Here is a 24,024-nt window from a genome sequence, read left to right as displayed (position 1 = left end):
CGCACGTCAAATATAGCGTCTCGCATACTTAGGGCCAGGACCGTTACCCTTCATGACCAATCGGCCTACAGGGCGTTTCACGCGCACCTGTACCTGCGCCTGCAGGCGATGGAGCGCGCTGGCACCGTCAAGCGCGATCCTCAGATGCTTGGCCTCAGCTACGTTTTTTGGATGCTTCGCGTCCTGCCGGCAGAAGGCGGTGTCGCATGACAGCCGCACGCTCCAAACGAGGCGTCGCCGTTTCCGAAGGCCGAAAGCTGCAGCCGACCATGGACAACCTGCAGGTCGACGCCTTCCGGCCGGCCGACTTCATGGAAATGGCGCACAAGCACCAGCTGTTTCCGTCGCATCCATGGAACGTCCGCGCAGCGATCGAGACGATCGGCGCGCTGATCTTCCCGACCTGGCCGGCAATTCCGGCCGGCACCGTGGTCTATGACCCTTGCGCCGGCCTCGGTCACATGGTTGTGCCGCTACGCGAATATTTCCCGGACGTGCGTGGCTCGGATATCTACGATTGGGGCAAGGGCTTCCCGATCGCCGACGCCATGACCTTCGAAGCCGATGCCGGCGACGTCGAGAGCGTGGCCATCTTCAACCCGCCTTTCGATGGCGAGCTCGGCGACATGGCCGAAAAGATGGTCTACCAGGCGCAGAAAACCTGCCGGCACGTGATAGTTCTGCAGCGCCTCAGCTTCATCTGTACGGTCGGCCGGTATCCGCTGCACCAGGCCAACCCGATCGGCAACCTTAAGCACTTCCTGCCGTGCACCGAGCGGTGCCCTATGCGCCTCGGTGAATACGACCCGAAGTGCAACAAGCCGCTCGAGCACGCCTGGTTTCACTTCGAGCGCGGCTGGACCGGCAACTACACCGGCATCAACCTTAAGCCCGGCGCGCGCGCCCGGCTTTACCGGCAGTCGGATCTGCTGATCTGATGACAAGCCCGGCCAACGACATGCCGAAATCCGTTATGGAACATAACGAAAACGTTATGCCGTTGGCTGGCGCGCGCGGGACTGTCTCTTTGGTCCAATTGGCCGACATTATTGGACGATCCTACGAGTGGACGCGGGAAAACTGGCGTTCTATTGAGGGGTTTCCGCCACCGTTCATCGGCCGCGGGAAATATCAGCGGCCCAGGTGGCGGATGGCCGACGTCCGAGACTTCATGAGCGGCAAGTCGTTTTCAGAGGTTGCCCCCTCTGCGAATGCAAATGAGGCCGAGCCGACCGGACGCGACAAAAAGGTCGCGAGCCTGCTTAAAGGACTTTGATGGTGGCAAAAGCCCCCTTGAACATGCGCAATGGTCTGAAGTGGCGCGACGGCCGGCCGCGCTGGGAACCTTCACCCGCCAATAGGGCAATCGGCATCAGCGGCTTCGACATAAAGGGCCTTGACGGTCAATGGATAGCCGATCGCGGCCAGGCTATCAGCATCGCCGATTTGCGCCATGAGTGGGCCGCGACCTATCGCACCGCGCTTCTAGACAACGCTCGCGGCGCCGAGGCTCGCCTCACCTTGGCCGAAGCCCTTGTAAAACTGCCGCAGCCACAAACCGATGATGCACGCGCCTCACGTCGAGCCATTACCGACATCCTCGAAAAGTCGCAGGCGTTGATAGAATGCCGCCCCGAAGTGACACTCAGACGGACGGGCGGCCGAAGTGTCGCCGATCTGATCGACGCCTATTTCGTTGCTCAGCAAAGCCCTGACAACCATCGACGCCTGGCGCCGGCCACGATCGAACTCTACCGCAAGCAAAGCCGTCGGCTGCGCGACCGGTTTGGGCGCCACAGCGTCCATGAAATCGACCGGCCGATGGTCCACCAATGGTACAGTGAAGTGCTGAAGGCCACGAGCGTAGCGACCGCACACTCGACGCTGGCGGTCACGGCCGCAATATTTCGGTGGGGCACCAGGCATGCCGGCTGGAACAAAGAGTCGCCGGCGACACACCTCGGTCTGGAGAAGCCCAAGGGCCGGACCGTTTCAATTCCATTTGCGACCGAGAAGGCCTTCGTGCGTTTTTGCGATGCGAACAGCTTTGAGGACGTGGCGGATGCGGTCACCTTGGGCTGTTGGACCGCAGCAAGTCAGGTCGACATGGTCAAGGCTACGATCGGCACGTTGTCCCAGTCGACGTGGCGATATCGCCGGCAGAAGACCGGCGTCGAGGCGATCACTACCATGATGCCAGCCGTTCAAGCCCGGATCCAGCGCCGGCGGGCCGACGTCATCAACGACGGCGCCGAATACGCCAGCACTGAGGCGGCACCATTCCTCTGCTACGCTGACAAGCGGACCGGGACCCGCGTCAAGCAACCCCATACGAGCCGGTCGATCGGAGATCGCTTCCAGGAGGCCCGGCGAGCGGCCCTGGCCGCCGTGAAGAACGGCACCTGGCCCGAACTGGCCGAACTGTCGCGCTATCAGCTAAGGGACACGCGCGACACCTGCGTAACGCGGCTGTTTATGGCCGGCGTCAGCATGGAGAAGATCCCGCCTTGGACCGGCCATAGTCAGAAAGAGGCTGAGCGGATTTTGCGCGACCACTACATCGAGCTCCTCGAGGAGGGCGCACACGAAACAGCGCGAATCCTGCTCGATTATGCCGACGCCCAGGCGATCGAACTGGCAACCGATGGTGGCTAAGTCGGACGTCCGACTTTCCCGAAGTCGGAAACCGGTTCCCAAAGTCGGAAAATAGGCTGATATTTAATGGTTTTTCTAATTCCGCGTTAATACCAGCATTAAACGTCGGTTAATGGGAAATGTAAAAGTGACTTAAGGGCCTAAACGCGCACTCAATGTGTCAGATCGTCCGGCCACTGCTTAGCGGCGTTGATCACCGCTAACACTTCGATGCACTTATTTACCCTATAAGCGACAATATAGGCCGCTCGGGGCACTATCCATTCACGCGTTTCTGGTAAACGCCCGGGTCGCCCAGCCATCGGTTGCGCCCCAAGCACGGCATTGGTCCGATCCATGAGATCTACGATAAAACGATGGGCCGTTATTGGGCTATCTTGCGCGATATAATCCTGGATTTCGTCAAGATCGTCCAAAGCGGGAATAGTCCACGCGACATCCATCACGTAGGACGGTACTTGTTCCGAACACGATCAATTGCAGCCTGATCGGCAAATTCGCCGCCGTCAGCCGCTTTTATTCCACGCGCGACCTTGTCCAGAAAACGCTCTTGCCACTCAAGCGAATGGCCATTGACCAGTGCATCCGTGATGACCTCGGATGGAGACAATGACGAACGCGTAGCGATCGCATCAATACGATTTTGCAGTTCGGGCGTAATGTCGAATTTCACAGACATGACGAAGACTTTGCCACACCTGCGCAGAAAAGGCCAGTTGATCGGCCAGTTTTACGCCTTCGCCTTGCCGGCAGCGGGCGCCGCAGCAGCCGTCGGCTTGGCCGGCTTGGCAGCCCCCTTGGCCGGGGCCGCCGGCGTAGCGGGCGCGGACGAAGCCGTGCTGCCATTGGCGGTCATCTTGTCGAGCTGCTGCTGCATGTTGGACGTGCCCTTCATGCGGCTGGTCAGCTTTTCGGTCAGGTCGCGCGCCGCGTCGGGCGTCATGGCGCCGAGGATCGCGGCCAGGGCCCGGTCCTTCATGCCGGCGGCGATCGGCAAACGCACCTCGTCGCTCATCGTCGTCAGCACGGCGGCAGCGTCCTTGGGCTTCATCGACTCATAGACCTTGACCATGCGCACCGTGTCGTCGGCCGAGGTCTTGTTGGCCTGGTCGAGCAGGCCCTGGATCTGCGTCTTCAGGCCCTGCAACTGGTTGATGCGGGCGTCGAGCTTGTCATCGGCGGCCTGGATCAGCTGTTCCCGCGAATTCAGCCCCTGCTCACGCTGGTCGAGCTCGGCCCGGCGCTGGCCGAGGCTCTGCAGGATGTTGAGTTCGTTGGGCGAAATCCCCGCCTGAGCCGCCAAATCCTTTACCGACGTGGCGCACACCGGCGGCTGGGGCGTCGCGGCTTCGGCGGCCGCCGGCTTGGCCGAGGACGAGGCGTCGGCCGCGTTCAGCAACGACGGATCGACCGCATAGCTTTCGGTCGGATCATCTTCCTTGCTGACCTCGCCGCCCGCGCCCTTGGCGGCCTTCTTCGCCACCGGCCTCGCCTTTGGCGTATCGCCCGCCTTCTTGCTGTCGGCGGCGAACGCCGTCGCGGCATGGAACACATCCGGCAGCACATTCATGCTGGTGATGGCCTTCATGGCCAGCACGCCGCCCACGGCGACGGAGATGATCGGCAACAGTCGGGGAAGGTTGGCCATAGGTTACTCTACTATCGTTTACGCGGCGCATCTTCGCCGCCGAAGAGGTCGTCTTCGACGGAGCGAACAAGCGGCTCGGGCTGGCGCGACGGCATTGTCAGCGACCGGATCATTTCATTGAGGTTGGCCACGACCAGCTCCGACATCTGCACCTTGTCGATCAGGTCGCTTTCGTCCTCGTGCGGCACCTCGGGCAGGACGCTGCGGCGGGCACCGGCGCCATTGGCGCCGTTGAAGCGAATGATGTCGCGCTCGAACGGATCGCGGGCCTGCCGGTCTTCACCATTGCGGCCGCGCGCCACGGACGGCGCCTTGGGCGACGACCAGGCGGGGTTATAGTCGGCATCCTCTTCGAGGCGCGGCTGCGGACGGACCTCGGCGCGCGGCTCGGGACGGCGCTCTTCATATCGGGGTTCCGGGCGGGTCTCGGGGCGGCGCTCTTCGTAGCGCGGAGCCTCGTAGCGGGGCGCGCTTTCCAGCCGGCGCGCGGCTTCTTCGGCGCGCACCTGGGCCTGGCCGGCGCGGCCGACCTGGCCGTCGAGCTCACGGGCCGCGCGCTCGGCGCGGCCAACCTGGGTTTCGAGCTTTTGCAGCAGGTCGCGCGCCGCCAGGATGCGGCCGTGCAGCAGGTCCTGCGATTCGTCGGCGTCGGCGCGCAATTCCTTGAGGCTGTGGTGGGCGCGGATCGCCGCCTGGTCGAGATCGCCGACCGCCTTGGCAAAGCCTTCGTGGGCGCCGCGCAGGGCTTTCAGCTTCTTGTCGAGGCGCACGCCGAACCACAGGGCTGCGACCAGCAGCCCCATGAGGACAAAATCCATTATGGCGTTCGCCGACAACATCTGCCCGGCGGGTTCCTTTCTTGTTTTGGAATCACCCGATTTCTTCGGGCGGACGGCGCAAATTTTGCGCGCCGTTTGCGGACACTACTTCTTCCGCGTCTGCAGCAGCCGTCGTTTCGCCGAAGACGCCAGCGGGCTGTCGACCCGCACGGCGATGGAGTGGCCCTTGCGGCCCATCCGCCCCGTGGTCAGGGGAATCGCCCCGCAGCGCAGCTGAACCGGAGAATCAGCGTTAGCATTCAATACGATCGTCTCACCGACCTTGAAATTCAAGACCTGTGACAGCGGCATTTGCTGTTCGTCGAGCACGGCGCGCACTTCCATCTGGGTTGTCCACAGCTCGGTGGCCAGGTGGCTTTCCCAGATGTTATCGCGGCCGAACTTTTCACCCATGAACTGCTGCAGCAGCATCTTGCGGATCGGCTCCAGCGTAGCGTACGGCAAGAGCAGTTCGACGCGCCCGCCCCGGTCTTCCATGTCGATGCGCAGCTTGACCAGGATGGCGGCGTTGGCCGGCCGGGCAATGGCGGCGAAGCGCGGATTGGTTTCAAGGCGATCGAGGTTGAAATTGACCGGGGTCAGCGGCTCGAACGCCGCCTTGGCGTCGTTGAGCACGACTTCGACCATCCGCTGCACCAGCACGCGTTCGATCGTGGTGTAGGGACGGCCTTCGATACGCAGCGCCGCAGTGCCGCGACGACCGCCCAGCAGCACGTCGACGATCGAATAGATCAGGTTCGAATCGACCGTCAGCAGGCCGTAATTGTCGAGTTCCTCGGCGCGGAACACCGCGAGAATCGCCGGCAGCGGGATCGAATTGAGATAGTCGCCGAAACGGATCGACGAGATGTTGTCGAGCGAGACTTCGACGTTGTCGCTGGTGAAGTTGCGAAGCGACGTCGTCATCAGGCGAACCAGCCGGTCGAAGACGATTTCGAGCATCGGCAGGCGTTCATAGGACACCATCGCCGAATTGATGATCGCGCGGATGCCCGAGCGTTCGTTGTAGTCGTCTTCCGACAGGTCGAAGCCGAGCAGGCTGTCGATTTCGTCCTGGTTGAGGATGCGCTCCGCCCCCACGGGCATGTTGAAGCGCTCGCCCATGGAGCCGCCGCCAACCATGGCTTCCCATTCGGCCGCAAGGTCTCCGCCGTCCCCGCCCCCTCCGGCGCCGGATCCGGCCGCGGCCTCAGCTTCGGCGGCAAGCTCCGCCTCCCACTGGGCCATCATGGCTTCCTGATCGACTTCTCCGGTCATGGTACTAGGTAATCAACTTTTCTTCGATCAGGACGGCATTGATCTTGTGCGGAGCCAGGACCAGGTTGATGCGGCGCAGGATTTCCAGGCGCAGCTGGTAGTCGCCGGCCGACGAGGCCAGGTCCTCGGGCCGCAGCTCGCCCATGAAGCCTTGCAGGATGTCGTTGACGCGCGGCAGGCTTTCGTCGAGCGTCTCGACCGTATCGTCGTCGGGGCATTCGAAGGTCAGCTTGAGCTTGAGATACGAGGCATGGCCGTCGGGGCTCTCGATATTGGCCACCACGTCGGGCAAGGTATAGTAGGTGATGCCGTTCGGACCTTCCGCCTTGACCGGCAGGGTCTTGGGATCGACCTTGGCGCCGCCCTCCTTCTTGTCGCCTTCCTTCTTCTTGTCCTTCTTCTTGTCGTCCTTCTTGCCGTGGTCGCCATCCTTGGCGCCCTCTGCCGCCGGCGGATGCTTGGGCGCCAGAAACAGGAAATAGACGGCCGCACCGCCACCGCCCAGCACGATCAGCGCGCCGGCGGCAATAGCGATCAGCATGACCGGCAAGCCCTTCTTCTTGGGCGCATCGCCCTCCTCGCCCTCGGGCGCGGCGTCGACCGGCGGGGCTTCGGCTTCCTTCTTCTTGTCCTTGGTCTTGGCCAAAACGACACCTTGCAGAAACGGATAGGACGCGCCGGGGCCGCGAAGCGCCGGCGGGCATGACGTCCATAATTCCTTACAAGTGTTAACGATTGCTTGTTACCGCGGCGGGCGGGCGGCATTTTTTGCCGGGCGCACCGTCAACGCTAAAAACGACCCACCGTAAAATCAATGGGTTACGAAAGTGGCACGGCGATTGCATCAGGAAAAATCATGGTTAACGCCGCCGTTCGCGCAAAATGCCGCCGGCCTCGTCCCTTCCCTTTTTTCGCCCGTCCAAGGTCCTCCGATGGATAACGCCAACTACGTCGCCCTGTCGCGCCAGATCACCCTGCAACGGGAGCTGGACATATCGGCCAACAACCTGGCCAATATGAACACGACCGGATTCAAGTTCGAGCAGTTGCTGGTCAATTCGCAGTTCGGCGCCCCGGCGTACGACGATCCGATCCGCACGCCCGCCAACTTCGCCTACGACAACGGCGTGGGCCGCAATTTCAAGCAGGGCACGCTGACCCAGACGGGTTCGCCCTATGACATGGCCATCGACGGCGAAGGCGCCTTCTTCTCCATTCAGACGGCCAACGGCACGCAGTACACCCGCGACGGCGCCTTTGGCCTGAACCAGGACGGCACCCTGGTCACCCAGAATGGCGACACCGTGCTGGGTGACGGCGGCCCGATCGTGCTCGATCCCAAGAACGGCACCCCCGTCATCAGCCAGGACGGCATTGTCAGCCAGACCGCTCAGGGCCAGACCCTGCGTGTCGGCAAGATCTCGGTCGTCCGCGTCGCCAACCTTTCCGACATGAAGAAGGAAGGCAACGGCAACTTCACCCTGACCAACGGCGCCAGCACGGTGCCGGCCACCGACGCCCGCGTCCGCCAGGGCATGCTGGAATCGTCGAACGTCAACCCCATGGTCGAGATCACCAAGCTGGTCCAGATCAACCGCACCTATTCGCAGATCTCCGCCATGATGGAGCAAAACAACACCCTTTCCCGAACGGCCGTGGAGCGGCTGGGCAAGGTGGCATGATGAGAGTTTTTGACCGCTCCACGGCTCTTTTGCTTGGCGCTCAAGCGCCGCGCGGGCTCGCGGCACGAGCTGCGGCGGGCGGTCGCCCTTGCCGGATCGCTCTGCGATCCGGAGTTCAAAATCAACGGTAATTACCGGGAGATAGTACGATGCGTGCACTGAGAACCGCCACCACGGGTATGGCCGCCCAACAGATGAACGTCGAGGTCATCTCGAACAACATCGCCAACATGAACACGGTCGGCTTCAAGAAACAGCGCGCCGAGTTCCAGGACCTGCTGTACGACAATGTCGAGCGCATGGGCGCGCAGTCCTCGGACTCCGGCACCGTCGTGCCGACCGGCATCCAGATCGGCGCCGGTGTCAAGACCGGCAGCGTCTACCGCATCCTGACGCAGGGCTCCCCGACCCTGACCGACAACCCGTACGACGTCGCGATCGAAGGCAAGGGCTACTTCCAGATCACCATGCCGTCCGGCGAAACCGCCTATACGCGCGCCGGCAACTTCGCGCTCGACGACCAGGGCCGCCTGGTCACCCAGGACGGCTACCTTGTGCAGCCGGCCATCACCATCCCGCAGAACAATACCGGCGTCACCATCTCCAAGTCCGGCCAGGTCCAGGTGACCACCGCCGGCAGCTCGGCGCCGACCGTCGTCGGCCAGCTGCAACTGGCAACCTTCTATAACGAGCCCGGCCTGGAAGCGATCGGCGACAACCTGTTCATGCAAAGCGGTTCGTCGGGCGCACCCAACATCGCCAACCCCGGCGACACCGGCTTCGGCACCCTGATGCAGAACTACGTCGAATCGTCGAACGTCGACGCCGTCTCGGAAATCACCGCCCTGATCGTCGCCCAGCGCGCCTACGAGATGAACTCGAAGGTCATCACGACCGCCGACGACATGCTGCAAACCACCAGCCAGCTGGCGAGGGCGTAATGAAAGTTTTTGCTTGCTCAAGCGCCGCAAAGGCTCGCCGCCCCCGAAGCGTTGTCCTGACGCTTCGCGCTTTGAGGACAGCCGGCGGCACGCAGTCGCGCTTGCCGAAGGCCAGGGCCTTCGGATCATCCCTTATCCTGGCGGCCATGATTATGCTTCCCGCCACGGCGTTTGCGGGGACTCTCACACTGAAATCCAACCCGTCCGACGGCGACGGCCGCATCACGGTCGGCGACGTGTTCGACGGCGCGGGTCCGAACGAGGCCGGCATCGTTCTGGGCTACCGCAACGGCGGCAATGCCGTGCTCGATGCCGCCACCGTGCAGATGGTCACGGCGCGCAACGGCTTGACCTGGGACAATCCGCGCGGCATCCGCCGCATCGTCGTGACCTCGGGCACGGACGGCGCGGCCCCCGTCGGCAGCCCCGACGCTCCCGTGGCCGAAGCCGCTCCGTCCGCCGTATCCGGCAAGGCCATGGAAGCCCTGGTTTTCAGCCATTCCATGAACGCCGGCGAGATCGTCCAGGCCGACGACATGACCTTCGCCAAGGTCCCGGCGGCCGGCGGCGACATGCCGCGCGACGCCTCGTCCGTCATCGGCAAGTCCGTGCGCTATCCGGTCCGCGAAGGCGCGGTCATCCGTATGAGCGCGCTGGGCCAGCCGACCGTCGTTCACCGCGCCGATCCAGTCAAGGTGACCTGGTCGTCGGGCGCCCTGTCCCTTTCGGTTACCGGCACGGCCCAGAAGGACGCCGCCATCGGCGACGTCCTGCAGATCGAGAACCCGACTTCGAAAAAGATGATCGACGCCATCGTCACCGGCCCCGGCGAAGCCCTGGCCGGCCCCGCCGCCGACCAGCTCCGCTCCAGAATGTTCCTCTCAGCCCGTTGAGACAAATCATGCGTATCCAGCCCCTCCTGACCCTTTCCGCCCTGTCCCTGGCCTGCCTGTCCATGGGCGCCTGCAGTTCCGTCCGCGAGGCCGTCAACGGCCCGTCGATGAGCCCCATGGGCTACCCGGCCGCCATCGTGCCGCAACAACAGGCCCTGGTGCCCATGGCCCAGACCACGCCGGCCTCGGCCAATTCGCTGTGGCGCGTCGGCGCGCGCACCTTTTTCAACGACCAGCGCGCCCGCGGCGTCGGCGACATCCTGACCGTCGCCGTATCGATCGACGACAGCGCCCAGACCAGCAACTCGACCACGGGTTCGCGCACCAATTCGTACTCGGCCAAGACACCGACCGTCTTCGGCTTGGAATCGTCGCTCGGCAAGATCTTCCCCTCGGGCTACGACCCGGCCAATGCGCTGGGCGCCTCCGGCTCGGCCAGCAATTCGGGCTCGGGCACCATCAAGCGCGCCGAAAAGATCAACCTGACCATCGCCGCCGTCGTCACCGGCGTCCTGCCGAACGGCAACCTGGTCATCCAGGGCTCGCAAGAGGTCCGCACCGACCGTGAAGTCCGCGTGTTGACCGTGTCGGGGATCGCCCGTCCCGAAGACATTTCTTCTGAAAACACCATCAAGCACACGCAGCTTGCCGAGGCCCGCATCTCGTACGGCGGGCGCGGCGACCAGACCGATATGGTCAAGGTCCCGGCGGCCCAGGCGATGATGAACAAGTACAGCCCGTTCTGATAAAAACAGCGCTAAATTCACGATGAAATTAACCATGTAGAGCGCTGAAATCATGCAGGTTTCAGCGCCCTCCCTGTCGACACCTTAACCTTTGGCGGCTGACGCAAGACGCGATTCGCCGCGATTGCGAATCTATTCGCGCAAACCTTTGAATTTTATAAGGAAGGATTCGAACGCTTCATCCGCGCATGAGCAGACGCGCATCGGGGAGCATGACGCCCGATTCGGCTATCCTATTGTAACCAATTAGGTTTCCGATTGATTAAAGGCCGGTTCCCACCGCTTCGGTGACCGAACGGAAGCCGTCGGCCTTGAGCCGCACCACAAGGTCGCGGCGGATGGCGTCGGCGAGACCCGGCCCGTGATAGACCATGGCCGAATAGAGCTGAACCAACGACGCGCCCGCGCGGATCTTGGCATAGGCCCGCGCGCCGGAATCGACCCCGCCGGCCCCGATCAGCGTCAGCTTGCCGCCGGACGCCTCGCGCGCGATGCGCAGGGCGGTGGTCGACAGTTCGAACAGCGGCGCGCCGGACATGCCGCCGGCCTCGTCGCGAAAGCGCGAGGTCAGGCCGTCACGCGACAGGGTCGTGTTCGATACGATCAGCCCGTCGAGGCCGTGCTTCAGCGTCGGCTCGACCGTATCGGCAATTTCTGCCGGGGTGAGATCGGGGGCGATCTTAAGAAACACGGGCATGTTGCGCCCGGTTGCCGCTTTCAGCGCCGCGCGCGTCTCGGCGATCTGCCCCAGCAGGTCGTCGAGATAGGACTTGCCTTGCAAGGCACGCAGGCCCGGCGTGTTGGGCGAAGAAATATTGACCGTAAAATAGTCGCCCAGCCCCCACAGCCGCTTAAGCCCGGTGACATAGTCGGCCATGCGGTCGGTGGCGTCCTTGTTGGCGCCGATATTGAGCCCGATGACGCCCTTGCCGCGTTTCGGCAGGTGGCGCTCCATGTGTTCGGCGAAGACGTCCAGGCCTTCGTTGTTGAAACCCATGCGGTTGATGACCGCCTGGTCTTCGGTCAGGCGGAACAGGCGCGGTTTGGGGTTGCCGGCCTGGGCCAGCGGCGTCACCGTGCCGCATTCGACAAAGCCGAACCCGGCCTTCAGCATGGCCAGCGGCGCGTCGGCATTCTTGTCGAAGCCGGCGGCAAGGCCGATGCAGTTGCGAAAACGGAGCGTCCCGCCGTCGAACGGCACGCTGACCGCCAGTTCGGGCGTGTCCAGGCTGGAGACGGGGCCGAGGCCGGCCTTGAGCAGCCTGATCGTCAGGACGTGGGCGTCTTCGGGCTGCAGGACGTGCAGGGCCCGGGAAGCGAACTTGTACATGTTTTTCCTTTCTCCGCGCCTGCGGCGCGGAGCATTGTTGCCGACGCTGTGCGCCGGCACGCGGCACGAGCCGCGGCGGCCCAAAATCGAAAAGATTGGCGCCCTTGCCGCGCCTGCGGCGCGGAGCTACTTCGCCAGATAAATGCCGTCATAGGTCGGGCGGCCGGCGACATCGACTTCGAAAACGGTCGCCGTCGCCGTCGGATAGCCCGATCGCACGACGTCGAGCACGTCCTGGCCGGAGGCGCCTTCGTACAGATATTCGGCTGCCAGCACCTGGATGCCGGGATTATGGGCGACGACCAGCACGCACTGGCCTTCGTCCTCGCGCGCCTCGATCATGCGGCGGAGCGTGTCGGCGTTGGCATTATAGGCGTCCTTGGTGATGTCGGCGCGGATCGGCCCCAGGACGGCCTCGACCTCGGCAAAGGTGCCGCGGGTCCGCGCCGCCTGCGAGACCAGGGCGAAGTCGGGCTTGATGCCATAGGCTTTCAGGGCCTCGGCGACCGAGCGGGCTTCTTCGCGGCCGCGCTTGGCGAGCGCGCGATCGAAATCCTCGCCGCTTTCGGCATCTTTTTCCGCCTTGGCGTGGCGCATCAGGATCAGCTGTTTCATGAGCGCGATATGGCGCGGAGTCCGGGTGGATGCCAAGTGGAAAATGCGGTTAGCGGTTCCGCGACGTCGGCACGGGCGCACCCGCCGGGGCCAATACTCCCCGCAGTTCGGGCAGCAGCGACTTCTGCGCCGCCTTGGCCGTCGTGGCGACGAAGGGCCGCCTGCCGGCCTCCATCAGGATCAGGCCGCCGGTCAAGGGCCAGATATGCGGCACCACGCGTTCCAGCGTATTGGCCCAGCGCAGCAAGGACCTGACCGGCGGCACATACAGGGCGTGCGACCAGGCCATGGGCTCGAGCTCGGCTTCGCGCACGGCGTTTTCGAGCTGGCCGCGCGAATAAGGCTGGCCATAGCCGAAGGGCGTCTTTTCGGCGTGCGCCCACAGGCCGCCGCGTGCCGCGACGCACAGGATCAGCTTGCCGTTGGGCGACAGCAGGCGCGCCGCCTCGAGCAACAGGTTCTGCGGCGAGGGCGATTCCTCGAGCGCATGGACCATCAGGATGCGGTCGAACAGGGCGGATGGAAACGGCAGCGCCTCTTCCTCGACGAGCGCCGCGCGCACCTTGAGGTCGGCCGGCCAGATTTCGGCCCCCTGCCCGGCCGGCATGGCCTGGAGCACGCGGCGCGCTTCGTTGAACGGATCGAGATAAGGGGTGGTGTAGCCGATGCCCAGCACATCGAGGCCGCGCACATCGTTCCACTGGTCGCGCAGCCTCAGGCCCACCAGGCGTTGCACCACCTGGCCTTCCGGGGTGGCGTAGAAGCGGTTGAGGTCTTCGACCGAACGGCGCAATCGGATGCTCTCGCGTTTGGGAACTTTCAGCCTATATAAGCCAGATTCCCGCTTTTATCAGGACTGATGCGAACATGGGTTTAAAAATCGATATCTTTCCCTGCCTGAGCGACAATTACGGCTTCCTGGTCAGGGACGAGGCGTCGGGCAAGGTCGCCTGCATCGATACGCCCGAAGCGTCGAAGATCATCGCGCGCGCCGAGGCCCTGGGCTGGCACGTCGATTATATCCTGAACACGCACTGGCATCCCGATCATGGCGGCGGCAATGCCGCGGTCAAGGCGCATTTCAACTGCGACATATACGGGCCGGCGGAAGTGGCCGAACACTGGCCGCTGGACCATGTGCTGAAACCCGGCGACGTCTTCCAGCACGGCGAAACCCGGCTGGACGTCATCGACCTCAGCGGCCATACGCACGGCATTATAGGCTATCTCGATGCGGCGGGTCATAATGTCTTTGTCGCCGACTGCATCTTTCCGCTGGGCTGCGGGCGTATGTTCGAAGGCACGCCGCAACAGTTCTGGTCGAGCCTGTCGCGGCTATCGGCGCTGCCGGACGATACGGTCATCTGGAGCGCGCATGAATATACCCTGGCCAACCTGAAGTTCGCCGAAAGCCTGGGGGAGAGCGAGGCGTTACAGGCGCGGGGCGAACACATCCACCATCTGCGCGAAACAGGCCAATATACGGTGCCATCGACCGTGGCCGAGGAAAAGGCGACCAATCCGTTCCTGGTTTATCCGTTGCGCGAGAAAGGATTCGAGGCCCAGGCGGCCAGGTTCGCCGAGGTCCGCGCGGCAAAGGACGTATTCAAATAAGCAGAAGGCGGAGGTTGAAACAGGTACAGACCTGTCCGCTTTAGTGCCCGACGGCCAGCGAGAACGAGGCCGACAATACCTTGACGATGCGCTTGGACGAGACATGGCCGCCCCAGGTGCCGCGGCTGGGATCGAGCTTCAGCACCAGGACGCCGTTATCGAAATGGGCGCTGGGCGGGCGGCCTTCGACGAAGCGGACTTCGTGCAGGCCATCGAGCGCGTGGCGCGCATCGCTTTGTTCGGAGGCCTGGATCAGGGCGTCCGACGCGACGGTGGCGGCGTCGGCGAACAGGGTGATGGTCGAATCGCCCGGCGTATCGGCGTCGGCGTTGAACAGGACCTTGTGTTCGATCGAGCGGCTGGCGCGGTAGGCGCACTTGGCCAGGTGCAGCCATAGCTGTTCCGGCGACATGCGCGAAGGCTGGAAGTTGTCGGCCTTGCCCTTGACGGCGACGGGGTCGCCCATGGGCCGGCCATCGGAGAACAGCACCATGCCGCCCCAGCGCGTGGCCTTGAGGACGGGCTGTCCCATGTCATTCTTGTAAATAATGTCGCCGCGCGTGCCGGCAGTGGCTGTCAGCGCGAAGACCTCGTCGTCGCCGTCGAAGCGCAGGAGCGGAATCGACTGGCTGGAGTCGAAGATAAAGCTTTCGCCGTCTTCGGAAACGAAGTGGGCGACCTTGGGCACGGCCTGGCTGGAACGGCCGTCTTCAACAGGTTTTCCGAAGATTTTGTCGCGGAAGGACTTGAAGGTCTGGGCCTCGGCGCCCGACACGGCACACAGGGTGGCGAACACCACAAAAGCGCCTGCTACACGCCGCATTAATTGTCCGGTACCGCTGCTCATCGCCAGGATGTATGCGGGTCGAGTTGGGCGGATTTAAGACGGCAATGGGGGCACATTTGGCTTGTCTTGCAACCGATCCCACAAATGCAAAAGTGCGGCAATTATACCGCACTTTCCCGGGCTTTGGTTAACAACGCCCTACCTCTTGAACCAAATGGATCAAAAGCTCCCAAGCCCTTTGGCGTCCTATAAGCCGGCCCGGTGAGGCGAAAACCGTTGCGTTTCGGGACCCGGAGCGGAGCGTACATATAGTACGTGAGCACCGGAAGCCCGAAAGGTGACGGCTTGCAGCCCACCGGGGTGCGCTTAGAGGGCGTCAAAGCATGTGTTGGCCGCCGTTGACGGCTATTGTCGCCCCCGTGATGAAGGACGCCATGTCCGAGGCCAGGAAGGCGCAGATTTCGGCGACTTCTTCCGGCGTGCCGAGACGGCCCACGGGGATGCCCGCCACGATCTTTTCCAGCACGGCCGGGGCGATCGCCGAGACCATTTCGGTCGAAGTGTAGCCTGGGGCGACGCAGTTGACGGTGATGCCCTTGGCGGCCGATTCCATGGCCAGCGCCTTGGTGAAGCCGATCATGCCGGCCTTGGCGGCCGAATAGTTGGTCTGGCCGGCCTGGCCTTTTTGGCCGTTGATCGACGAGATGTTGATGATACGGCCGTAACCGCGCTCACGCATGCCTTCGATCACCTGGCGCGTCATGTTGAAGACGCTGTCCATATTGGTGTGGATGACTTCCTGCCACTGCTCCAGGCTCATCTTGTGGAAGAAGCCGTCGCGGGTGATGCCGGCATTGTTGACCAGGACGTCGATCGGGCCCAGCTGGGCTTCGACTTCCTGGGCGCAGCGCTTGCAGTCGTAGAAGTTATCGACGCTGCCCTTGACGACCATGACGCCCAGTTCGTCGGCAACCTTTTTTGCGTTTTCTTCATTACCGGCGTAACCGGCGGCCACCGTCAGGCCTGCGTCCTTCAAACGCTTGACGATCGCCTTGCCGATGCCGCGGGTGCCGCCGGTAACCAGTGCAACTCGAGCCATAATATAGTCCCTCTCTCAAAAAATTTGGCCCGGGGGTTAGCCGGGCCGGTAAAAAACTTAGATAGCTTCGACAGCCAGGGCGACGCCCATGCCGCCACCGATACACAGGGTGGCCAGGGCCTTCTTCGCGCCCGAACGCTGCATTTCGTGCAGCAGCGTCGTCAGGATGCGGGCGCCCGAAGCACCGATCGGGTGGCCGATGGCGATGGCGCCGCCGTTGACATTGACCTTGGACGTATCCCAGCCCAGCTCGCGGTTGACGCTGATGGCCTGGGCGGCGAAGGCTTCGTTGGCTTCGATCAGGTCGAGGTCGCCGACCGACCAGTTGGCCTTCTTCAGCGCGTTGAGCGTGGCCTGGATCGGGCCGGTGCCCATGATGGCCGGATCGACGCCCGACGTGCCCGAGGCGACGATGCGCGCCAGCGGCTTCAACCCGCGCCTGGCGGCTTCGGCGGCCGACATCAGCACAACGGCGGCGGCGCCGTCATTGAGGCCCGAGGCGTTGCCGGCGGTGACGGTCCCGTCCTTGGTAAAGGCGGGGCGCAGGCCGGCCATGGCTTCGATCGTCGCGCCGTGGCGGATGTATTCATCCTTGTCGACGACCGTGTCGCCCTTGCGGCCCTTGATGGTCACGGGCGCGATTTCCGCGTCGAACTTGCCGGCCTTCTGGGCGGCTTCGGCGCGGTTCTGCGACGTGACGGCAAAGGCGTCCTGGTCTTCGCGCGAAATATTGTACTTGGCGGCGACGTTCTCGGCCGTCTGGCCCATGTGATAGTTATTGAAGGCGTCCCACAGGCCGTCCTTGATCATGGTGTCGATCAGCGACAGGTCGCCCATCTTCTGGCCGGCACGAATATAAGCGGCGTGGCACGCCATCGACATGCTTTCCTGGCCGCCGGCGACAACGATGGCGGCATCGCCCAGGGCGACCTGCTGGGCGCCCAGCGCCACGGCGCGCAGGCCCGAGCCGCAGATCTGGTTGAGGCTCCAGGCCGGGCTGGTGACCGGCACGCCGGCCTTGACCGACGCCTGGCGCGCCGGGCCCTGGCCTTGCGCGGCCTGCAGGACCTGGCCGAGGATCACTTCGCTGACGTCGCCCGCCTCGATGCCGGCGCGCTCGATGGCCGCCTTGATCGCCACCGCGCCCAGTTCATGGCCCGGAAGTGAGCCGAGCGCGCCCAGGAACGAGCCCACGGGGGTACGGGCGGCGGAAACGATAACGACGTCTTGGATGGACATGGGGAAGCCTCTTCGACTGAGAAATATTCAGGATACAGGCGCACTTAGGACACCTGAGGCGCGAAATCAAGACGGGCGAATCACCCCCGGCGGTTGCCCGGCGGTATTGCAGGCCCGGCGGCTGAACACTTTTTTGTGCAGATTTGTTGCGCAATATGGGTTTTGGCGGCGCGGGTGGCTTTTTTGCAACGCAACACATTGTTTTTACTGACATTTACGTCAAAACAACGCCCCTCTTTACGCAATGGCAAAAAAGAGGTTAGACTTTCAATGACATAAGGCGTGCCCGGGGGCTTCCGGCAGCCGGAAAAAAGGGAGTTGCGACCATGACAGAAACCCGTACCCGCGCCAAAAAGGGCGAAGGCGAACGCGTCATCATCAAGAAGTATGCGAACCGCCGGCTGTACAATACCGCGACCAGCTCCTACGTCACCCTCGACAACCTGTCCGACATGGTGCGTCAAAATGTCGACTTCGTCGTCTACGACGCCAAGACCGGCGACGACATCACGCGTTCGGTGCTGGCGCAGATCATTTTCGAAGAAGAGAGCCGCGGCCAGAACCTGCTGCCGATCCAGTTCCTGCGCCAGCTGATCAGCTTCTACGGCGACTCGATGCAGAATCTGCTGCCGACCTATCTCGAAATGTCGCTCGACGGTTTTGCAAAGCAGCAGGAGCGTTTCCGCTCGCAGTTCTCGCAGGCCTTCGGCGGTGCACCGGGCCTCGGCTATTTCGACGAGCAGGTCTCGCAGAACCTGGCCATGTTCGACCGCGCCATGCGTATGTTCTCCCCCTTCTCGTTCGCTAATGCAGCAACGCCCGGCGCGACCGAAGGCGACGTGGCCCCGGCTACCCCGGCGGCTGCCCCCGCCGCGCGCGAAACCGACACGGTCCGCGAACTGCGCGAGCAGATGGAGGCCATGAAGGCGCAGATCGACGCGCTTGCGAAGAAGGCTTAAACGTCTACTGATCTTTTAGCTTTCGTAGTGTAGTGTGACGGGCATGAGCGATTTCAAGGATGGAAATTCGACCCTGCCCGTCCCTTCGGGCCCCGTCATCGACCGCACCGGTGAGCAGGTGCGCCGCCGTCGCGCCAAACCTGCGCCCAACGATGCCGACCCGACCTTTGCCGCCCAGGTGTTGAGCGGTGGCGAAAAGCGCGGGCTGAAGGGCGGCCCCGAGACGCTCGAGCGGGCAAAATCGACCTATCTCAAGTCGGAATATTCCGGGCCGAACGACCGCCGCCCGCAGCCCGGCCGCGTGACGCGCACCGACATCTGAGGCGCCTTTACCGCGCTCGACGCTCAAGCCGCTGATTTTTCCGACATTTCCTGAAACTTCGCAACCACCTTAACCACGGCACGGGACTTGCAGACCTTCGGACGACCTTTGTCCGGAGTCGCCCGTGTTCACCACCAAGCCGAAATCGCCCCTTATGCCGCGCCTGATGACGCGCGCCTTCGACGTCGTACTGGTGACGCTGATCTTTTCGGTGTTCGGCTAAGGTTCTGGCCACGGATTTACACGGATCGGCGCTTCGCGCCGTCACAAATGGCCCTCTCCCAAGCACCCGCATAAAATCCGTGTCGCCGCACAGCGGCGATCCGTGCTATCCACGATGAAGTCTTGAGGGAGACGCCACGCCATCGTGGCCAATGGGGGTAAATATGAAAGCATTGTGGTGCGCCGCAGCCTGTATCGCGTTGATATCGGTGGCTCAGCCCGGCAGCAGTGAGGCGAAAGCGCCCAAGGCGCCCGAGTATTCACACGAATTCGATATGTGCATTGACCGCGCTCAAGCCATGGACGCTGCCATGGCCAATTGCGAAGACGAAGAATTGGCGCGTCAGGACAAGGCGTTGAACGTCGTCTATAAGACGCTGACGGCGAAACTGGAGCCTGACCGGCAAGAAATGCTGCGAAAGTCCGAGCGGCTGTGGGTGCAGTTCCGCGACGCCGAATGCGATCTGCAGAGTTCCGCCGAAGCCGGCGGCACGCTCGCTCCCGTTATCCAGGAAGACTGCTTGATGAGCATGACGGCTGATCGCGTCAAGCAACTCAAGGACATGCTGGATTTGGAGTCGCGGTGAGTCTGGAGCCGATGAAAAACGCCGGACCTCTCGGCCCGGCGTAAATCTGCGTAACCTGTGGACCTCTTCCTTCGCGGATCAACCGCCGAAGTCGATATCCTTCCGCGCCGAGATGGCGGTGACGATAAAGCCGGCCAGCACGTCCATCAGCGTCATCGAGGTCAGCAGGAAGAAGGTCGAGGTGGCGAAGGGCCGGAAGAGCAGGAATTCGACCAGGCAGACGATGAACAGGACCATCGACAGCGAGTGGTTGATGATCGCCACCTTGTCCGACTGCGTCGATTTCAGCAGTTCGAAGAACAGGCAGATCAGCGCGCCGAACAGGATGATGTCGCCGGTCGAGACGGCCCAGTGCGTGCCGGGCGACGGCATCGGCATGTTGAACAGGACCTGGGTCGTGGCATTATAGGCCGCATTGGCGTCGGCGCCGCCGAACAGCGAGAACAGGCCGAGGACGTTGTAGACCAGCCACGGCAGGACGAGGAGCGGAAAGGCTGTAACCAAGCTGACATTCCTTCTGTTGACGTTGCGCGATTCAGGGTCAAACAGCCCCATCGCGCTTTCAACACCCAGAACCTTGCGAGGATCCTGTGCCATGCTCTAGTCCTCCCCTTCCCTAGCCCCGGATGCGCAGGCTCATTCTTGCGCTTAGCCTTCGCTCACCTTGCCGGGTTTGCGTAAACGGCTGTTTAACCACATTACACCGGGAAGGTCCGACAGCGCCACTGCCAAACGTCCGATGTTGGTATATTTCGATTGACCTGTTGTACGAAGGCGATCCCCGACCGGCTCGATCAGCGTTCTATAACCTTCGCGGTTGACCAGGGCCGGCAGGTAGCGGTGCAACTGGTCGAAGAAGGGCAGGCGCAGGAAGACGTCGCGGCGGATGGCCTTCAGCCCGCACGCCGTATCGTCGCAATTGTCGTTGAGCAGGCTTTTACGGATACCGTTGGCCCAGCGCGACGCCCACTTCTTCGACGCCGTGTCCTGGCGGTTCTGGCGCTGGCCGGCGACCAGCCCGACCTCGGGTCCCGCCTTGTCGAGGATCGACGCCATGCGCGCGGCGTCGGCCGGCGGGTTCTGGCCGTCGCCATCGACCGTGACGATGATGCCTGACCGCGCCGCAAAGACGCCGCTGCGGATCGCCGCGCTCTTGCCGGAGTTCTTTTCGTGCCGCAGCACGCGCAACTGCGGCACCAAGGTCTTGGTTTCGAGGAGGCGCGCATAGGAGTTGTCGGTCGAGCGGTCGTCGACCATGACGATCTCGAATCCGTCGGCGCCGAAGACCGCCGTGAACGCTTCCGCAATCTCCGTAGCGACTTGTACCGCAGCCCCTTCTTCATTATAGACGGGAACGACGACGGAGACAGTGAGGGGCATGTTCGGGACTCTGGCGAGGATCGGGCAATTCGGCCGCGTCCCGCGTCATATCGTCTTTGCCCGCGCGCGTAAACAGCACTCGCTTTCAGGCGTGCAGTCTCGAGAACAGAATAACAATCAATGAGTCGTTTCCTTCCGCAGCGCCTGGTCCGTTTCGCCTCCGGCGGCATGCGCGGGCCGATGCTGGCCGCGCTCCTGACCATCGTCGCCGCCCTGCCCCTGCTCTTCGTCATGCCGCCGCTCGACCGCGACGAATCGCGCTTCACCCAGGCGACGTCGCAGATGCTGGAGACGCACGACTTCATCCGGATCATGTTGCAGGACGAGCCGCGCAACAAGAAGCCCGTCGGCATCCACTGGCTGCAGGCGGCCAGCGTCGCCCTGACGTCGAAGGTCGAGACCCGCAACATCGCCGCCTATCGCTTCCCGTCGCTGCTGGGGGCGGCGCTGGCGGCCTTTGCCTGCGCCTGGGGAGCGTCCAAGGCGTTCGGAACGCGCGTCGGCACACGCGCCGGCCTGTTGTTCGGCATCACCTTCATGCTGTCGACCGAGGCCTTCATCGCCAAGACCGACGCGGTGCAGTGCGGCGCCATCACGCTGATGATGGCGGCGCTTTCGCAGATCTATTTGCGCACGCGCGACCTGGACAAGGACGCGCCACGGCCGAAAATGACCATGCTGAAGCTGGTCCTGTGGTTGTCGATGGCGCTGGCCGTCCTGGTCAAGATCATCATCGGCCCCATGGTCCTGGCCGCCACGCTGCTGGCCCTGTGGGCGATGGACCGCAAGATTCGCTGGGCGCGCTATATCGGCTGGGGCTGGGGGCTGATCCTGGTGCTGGCCATCTGCGGGCCGTGGGCCGTCGCCATCACCATCGAGACCAGCGGCGATTTCTGGCGCGGCGCCGTCGGACACGACTTTGCGTCCAAGCTCAACGGCGGCTCCGAAGGCCACTTCATGTGGCCGGGCTATCATACAGCGCTGCTGGCCTTCACCATGTTCCCGGCCAGCTGGCTGTTCGGCGGCGCGATCCAGGCCGCCATCCAGCGCTACAAGGAACCCGCCATCCGCTTCGCCCTGGCCTGGCTGCTGCCCAGCTTCATTATCTTCGAGCTGACGCCGACCAAGCTGCCGCACTATCCGCTGCCGACCTTCGCGGCGCTGGCCTGGCTGTGCGCTGTGTCGCTCAACCTGCCCCTGAAGCGCTGGGCGCAGATCCTGAACTGGGTGTTCGGCATCTTGGGCGGGGTCTTCTTCACCGCGGTCGCCTTTGGCGCCAATGCCAAGTTCGGTTCGGGCCTGTCTCTGCCGCTGGCCGTGCTGACCGCCATCAGCGCGCTGGGCCTCGGTATCTTCGCCGGTTGGCTGTTGTGGCGGCGCCACGGCCGCGCGGGCTTCGGCTTCCTGCTGGCCGCCGGCGCGCTCTGCCACCTCGGCTTCTTTTCGCTGGCGGCATCACTGAAGCCGCTTTGGCTGTCGCGCCAGATGGAACAGGCGCTGATCGCCGCCAACCTGGATCCGCGCCAGGGCGTGGCGCCGGGCCCGGTGGCGACGCTGGGCTATGCCGAGCCGAGCTTCGTCTTCACCATGGGCACCAAGACCGAGCTGTGCAACGACGATGCCGACGAGGCCGCCGACGCCCTGGCCGAAGGCCGGCCCGTGTTCGTCGAATCGAAGATGGACGCCGCCTTCCAGAAGGCCGCCGCCGCCCAGAAGCTGACGCCCCACGCCGTGACGCGCATTTCCGGCCATAACTACAATGGCGGCGACCAGACCCTGGTGCTGTACGACAACCCGCCACCGGTGACGGGGCAGTAGGCTGGGATAGCCTTTATTCGCAGCGCCCTTCCCGGATCAACCAGACCTTCAGATCGATCAGGTTTGGGGAAATGACCTCTCCCCACAAGGTTTGCCCATAAAGGACCGTGTTCCGGTGAAGTGGTTTCAGCCACTCCCATATTTCCACCTGCAACCAATCGGGAACATCGCCCCAGAGTTCGGCGAAATCGGGCGAGTCCGCCAGGATATCGATCGTCAGGCCAATGACTTCGGGCTTCGTATAAAGCCCCGACCAATACGATTCAGAAAGAAACCGTATTCTTCCGCGACGGTTATCCAATCGCCCCCCTTGTTCACCAAGCCGCTTGCCGAAGGAAGCCGAATCGCATCCCGCCTGACAGAAATGGCTCCCCTTATACAGGACGCGATCTGAGGTCTCAGTCCTCCACGTCGCGCAGGCGCGGGCGGACGGCGGCCCGCAGCACCGACATGCCGAGGATCAGCGGGCTCAGCGCCAGCACATAGAGCTTGCGCCACACGCCCTTGGCGCGCTTGCGGAAGTAATAGACCAGGCCTACGCCCTTGTTCCATTCGACGAAGATCGGCTCAACGCGCGAGGTATGGCCCTCGTGCACGACTTCGGCCCTGGGGTGGAACAGCACGGAGCCGCCCATCTGGCGGGCGCGCCAGCACAGGTCGACGTCTTCGACGTGCAGGAAGAAACGCGTGTCGAAACCCTTGAGGCGCGCGAAGTCGTAGCGCGAGACACAGAAACAGGCGCCGGAAATGGTCGGGACCGTGACCGGATGTTCGGGCAGGGTTTCTTCCTCGCGGTGGATTTCAAAGCCGCGCAGCGCCGGAAAAATACGCGACAGCTGCAGCAGGCTGATCAGGGTCGTGACCGGCGTGACCTCACCCCGGCGGGCGCCGCGCTGTTCGGTCAGGTCGGGGTTGAGAACACGCGCGCCGACGACGCAGGGCGACGCGCCGGCCTTGGCGGCGTCGACCAGTTCGGTCACGCAGTCCGGCTTCAGCATGGCGTCGGGATTGAGGAAGATCAGCCACGGCTGGTGCGCCAGGTGCGCGCCCAGGTTGGCGGCCTTGGCGAAACCGATATTGCCGTGGCCCTGGACCAGAAGCACATGGTCGTAGGTCTCGTTGAGGTCGCGCAGCCACTGCGCATCCTTCTCCGACGAGCCGTTATCGATGATGATGAACTGTTCGACGCCGGGTGTGTCGAGGACGCGGCGCACGCTGTCGTGCAGGATCTTGCCGGTATGATAGACGATCATGACGACAGTCGCGCCGTCGGCCAGGCCGTCGGCGGGCTTCATGTCAAGGTGTCGCAGGAAGGCGTGCGCTTCCTTCGATTCGAGTTTACGCTCTTTCAGCAGGTCGACGACAGGCGCCGGCAGGTTCTGATTCATGCG

General features: G+C 63.4%; 28 protein-coding genes. 12 read left to right on the top strand and 16 right to left on the bottom strand.

The genetic code is table 11. The annotated features are described in order from the left end of the window. The first annotated feature begins 206 nt into the window (after window positions 1-206). From AB8717_RS03665 to AB8717_RS03655, 3 genes are read left to right on the top strand one after another with little or no spacing between them, the layout of a single operon-like run. Entirely contained in the window at window positions 207-938 is a 732-nt protein-coding gene (locus AB8717_RS03665; protein ID WP_443749675.1) for a hypothetical protein, read from the top strand. A 20-nt stretch (window positions 939-958) separates the two neighbouring features. After that, the gene (locus AB8717_RS03660; RefSeq protein WP_443749674.1) at window positions 959-1,276 is read left to right on the top strand and encodes a hypothetical protein; all 318 of its coding nucleotides are present in this window, start codon (window positions 959-961) and stop codon (window positions 1,274-1,276) included. Beyond that, a complete protein-coding gene (locus AB8717_RS03655) occupies window positions 1,276-2,655 on the top strand; it encodes a hypothetical protein (RefSeq protein WP_443749673.1) in 1,380 nt (459 codons plus the stop codon). The genes AB8717_RS03660 and AB8717_RS03655 overlap by 1 nt, the downstream gene beginning before the upstream one ends. A 152-nt stretch (window positions 2,656-2,807) precedes the next feature. Here AB8717_RS03655 and AB8717_RS03650 read toward each other — a convergent pair whose 3' ends face one another. From AB8717_RS03650 to AB8717_RS03625, 6 genes are all read right to left on the bottom strand, one after another. Beyond that, entirely contained in the window at window positions 2,808-3,098 is a 291-nt protein-coding gene (locus AB8717_RS03650) for a type II toxin-antitoxin system RelE/ParE family toxin (RefSeq protein WP_443750850.1), read from the bottom strand. After that, window positions 3,098-3,334, bottom strand: coding sequence for a hypothetical protein (locus tag AB8717_RS03645; RefSeq protein WP_443749672.1), 237 nt, complete (start codon window positions 3,332-3,334; stop codon window positions 3,098-3,100). Before AB8717_RS03645 ends, AB8717_RS03650 begins: the two co-directional genes overlap by 1 nt. Window positions 3,335-3,385: 51 nt before the next feature. Further along, complete coding sequence (locus AB8717_RS03640; RefSeq protein ID WP_443749671.1) at window positions 3,386-4,303, bottom strand: MotE family protein; 918 nt, start codon at window positions 4,301-4,303, stop codon at window positions 3,386-3,388. 11 nt (window positions 4,304-4,314) lie between these two features. Beyond that, window positions 4,315-5,121 (bottom strand): DUF6468 domain-containing protein, encoded by an 807-nt coding sequence (locus AB8717_RS03635; RefSeq protein ID WP_443749670.1) that lies wholly within the window; start codon window positions 5,119-5,121, stop codon window positions 4,315-4,317. 105 nt (window positions 5,122-5,226) lie between these two features. Further along, window positions 5,227-6,264, bottom strand: coding sequence for a flagellar motor switch protein FliM (gene fliM / locus AB8717_RS03630; RefSeq protein WP_443750849.1), 1,038 nt, complete (start codon window positions 6,262-6,264; stop codon window positions 5,227-5,229). A gap of 139 nt (window positions 6,265-6,403) precedes the next feature. After that, window positions 6,404-7,045 carry a flagellar basal body-associated FliL family protein gene (locus AB8717_RS03625; RefSeq protein WP_443749669.1) on the bottom strand — a complete coding sequence of 214 codons (642 nt, stop codon included), beginning with the start codon at window positions 7,043-7,045 and terminating at the stop codon, window positions 6,404-6,406. Window positions 7,046-7,331: 286 nt separating this feature from the next. On the opposite strand from AB8717_RS03625, the gene flgF reads away from it, so the two are divergent. The 4 genes from flgF to flgH all read left to right on the top strand — a co-directional run bounded on the left by flgF (window position 7,332) and on the right by flgH (window position 10,661). After that, complete coding sequence (flgF, locus tag AB8717_RS03620) at window positions 7,332-8,081, top strand: flagellar basal-body rod protein FlgF (RefSeq protein ID WP_443749668.1); 750 nt, start codon at window positions 7,332-7,334, stop codon at window positions 8,079-8,081. A gap of 149 nt (window positions 8,082-8,230) precedes the next feature. Beyond that, on the top strand, window positions 8,231-9,022 hold the full coding sequence (flgG, locus tag AB8717_RS03615) for a flagellar basal-body rod protein FlgG (protein WP_443749667.1): 792 nt from the start codon (window positions 8,231-8,233) through the stop codon (window positions 9,020-9,022). A gap of 146 nt (window positions 9,023-9,168) precedes the next feature. Continuing rightward, window positions 9,169-9,915 (top strand): flagellar basal body P-ring formation chaperone FlgA, encoded by a 747-nt coding sequence (flgA, locus tag AB8717_RS03610; protein WP_443749666.1) that lies wholly within the window; start codon window positions 9,169-9,171, stop codon window positions 9,913-9,915. An 8-nt stretch (window positions 9,916-9,923) separates the two neighbouring features. Next, a complete protein-coding gene (flgH, locus tag AB8717_RS03605) occupies window positions 9,924-10,661 on the top strand; it encodes a flagellar basal body L-ring protein FlgH (RefSeq protein ID WP_443749665.1) in 738 nt (245 codons plus the stop codon). Between the two features lie 262 nt (window positions 10,662-10,923). Here the strand turns inward: flgH and AB8717_RS03600 are convergent, their stop codons facing one another. From AB8717_RS03600 to AB8717_RS03590, 3 genes are all read right to left on the bottom strand, one after another. Beyond that, entirely contained in the window at window positions 10,924-11,991 is a 1,068-nt protein-coding gene (locus tag AB8717_RS03600; RefSeq protein WP_443749664.1) for a quinone-dependent dihydroorotate dehydrogenase, read from the bottom strand. Window positions 11,992-12,117: 126 nt separating this feature from the next. Further along, on the bottom strand, window positions 12,118-12,606 hold the full coding sequence (locus tag AB8717_RS03595) for a SixA phosphatase family protein (protein ID WP_443749663.1): 489 nt from the start codon (window positions 12,604-12,606) through the stop codon (window positions 12,118-12,120). A 49-nt stretch (window positions 12,607-12,655) separates the two neighbouring features. Continuing rightward, window positions 12,656-13,399: a class I SAM-dependent methyltransferase gene (locus AB8717_RS03590; RefSeq protein ID WP_443749662.1), complete on the bottom strand. Its 744-nt coding sequence runs from the start codon at window positions 13,397-13,399 to the stop codon at window positions 12,656-12,658. A gap of 74 nt (window positions 13,400-13,473) precedes the next feature. On the opposite strand from AB8717_RS03590, the gene gloB reads away from it, so the two are divergent. After that, window positions 13,474-14,220, top strand: a complete 747-nt coding sequence (gene gloB, locus AB8717_RS03585) for a hydroxyacylglutathione hydrolase (protein WP_443749661.1) — start codon at window positions 13,474-13,476, stop codon at window positions 14,218-14,220. Between the two features lie 40 nt (window positions 14,221-14,260). On the opposite strand, the gene AB8717_RS03580 is transcribed toward gloB, so the two are convergent. From AB8717_RS03580 to AB8717_RS03570, 3 genes are all read right to left on the bottom strand, one after another. Continuing rightward, the gene (locus AB8717_RS03580; RefSeq protein WP_443749660.1) at window positions 14,261-15,043 is read right to left on the bottom strand and encodes a DUF4908 domain-containing protein; all 783 of its coding nucleotides are present in this window, start codon (window positions 15,041-15,043) and stop codon (window positions 14,261-14,263) included. 340 nt (window positions 15,044-15,383) lie between these two features. Further along, the gene (phbB, locus tag AB8717_RS03575) at window positions 15,384-16,106 is read right to left on the bottom strand and encodes an acetoacetyl-CoA reductase (protein ID WP_443749659.1); all 723 of its coding nucleotides are present in this window, start codon (window positions 16,104-16,106) and stop codon (window positions 15,384-15,386) included. Between the two features lie 57 nt (window positions 16,107-16,163). Further along, window positions 16,164-17,339, bottom strand: coding sequence for an acetyl-CoA C-acetyltransferase (locus AB8717_RS03570; protein WP_443750848.1), 1,176 nt, complete (start codon window positions 17,337-17,339; stop codon window positions 16,164-16,166). A 332-nt stretch (window positions 17,340-17,671) separates the two neighbouring features. Here AB8717_RS03570 and phaR point away from each other — a divergent pair, with 332 nt between their 5' ends. The 3 genes from phaR to AB8717_RS03555 all read left to right on the top strand — a co-directional run bounded on the left by phaR (window position 17,672) and on the right by AB8717_RS03555 (window position 19,435). Then, complete coding sequence (phaR, locus tag AB8717_RS03565) at window positions 17,672-18,304, top strand: polyhydroxyalkanoate synthesis repressor PhaR (RefSeq protein WP_443749658.1); 633 nt, start codon at window positions 17,672-17,674, stop codon at window positions 18,302-18,304. Window positions 18,305-18,347: 43 nt separating this feature from the next. Then, window positions 18,348-18,626: a hypothetical protein gene (locus tag AB8717_RS03560; RefSeq protein WP_443749657.1), complete on the top strand. Its 279-nt coding sequence runs from the start codon at window positions 18,348-18,350 to the stop codon at window positions 18,624-18,626. Window positions 18,627-19,012: 386 nt separating this feature from the next. After that, a complete protein-coding gene (locus tag AB8717_RS03555) occupies window positions 19,013-19,435 on the top strand; it encodes a lysozyme inhibitor LprI family protein (protein WP_443749656.1) in 423 nt (140 codons plus the stop codon). Window positions 19,436-19,513: 78 nt separating this feature from the next. On the opposite strand, the gene AB8717_RS03550 is transcribed toward AB8717_RS03555, so the two are convergent. Both AB8717_RS03550 and AB8717_RS03545 read right to left on the bottom strand, forming a co-directional pair. After that, a complete protein-coding gene (locus tag AB8717_RS03550; RefSeq protein WP_443750847.1) occupies window positions 19,514-19,939 on the bottom strand; it encodes a hypothetical protein in 426 nt (141 codons plus the stop codon). 144 nt (window positions 19,940-20,083) lie between these two features. Beyond that, complete coding sequence (locus tag AB8717_RS03545; RefSeq protein ID WP_443749655.1) at window positions 20,084-20,815, bottom strand: glycosyltransferase family 2 protein; 732 nt, start codon at window positions 20,813-20,815, stop codon at window positions 20,084-20,086. A 120-nt stretch (window positions 20,816-20,935) separates the two neighbouring features. Here AB8717_RS03545 and AB8717_RS03540 point away from each other — a divergent pair, with 120 nt between their 5' ends. After that, on the top strand, window positions 20,936-22,633 hold the full coding sequence (locus AB8717_RS03540) for a glycosyltransferase family 39 protein (RefSeq protein WP_443749654.1): 1,698 nt from the start codon (window positions 20,936-20,938) through the stop codon (window positions 22,631-22,633). A gap of 13 nt (window positions 22,634-22,646) precedes the next feature. Here the strand turns inward: AB8717_RS03540 and AB8717_RS03535 are convergent, their stop codons facing one another. Both AB8717_RS03535 and AB8717_RS03530 read right to left on the bottom strand, forming a co-directional pair. Continuing rightward, window positions 22,647-22,934: a hypothetical protein gene (locus AB8717_RS03535; RefSeq protein WP_443749653.1), complete on the bottom strand. Its 288-nt coding sequence runs from the start codon at window positions 22,932-22,934 to the stop codon at window positions 22,647-22,649. Window positions 22,935-23,031: 97 nt separating this feature from the next. After that, window positions 23,032-24,021: a glycosyltransferase family 2 protein gene (locus tag AB8717_RS03530; protein WP_443749652.1), complete on the bottom strand. Its 990-nt coding sequence runs from the start codon at window positions 24,019-24,021 to the stop codon at window positions 23,032-23,034. Between the last annotated feature and the right edge of the window lie 3 nt (window positions 24,022-24,024).

The sequence above is a fragment of the Asticcacaulis solisilvae genome (genome assembly GCF_052327315.1).
Taxonomy (GTDB): Bacteria; Pseudomonadota; Alphaproteobacteria; order Caulobacterales; family Caulobacteraceae; genus Asticcacaulis; species Asticcacaulis solisilvae_B.
Note: the sequence above shows the minus strand (reverse complement) of the source record. Positions and strands in the feature narration are given on the sequence as shown.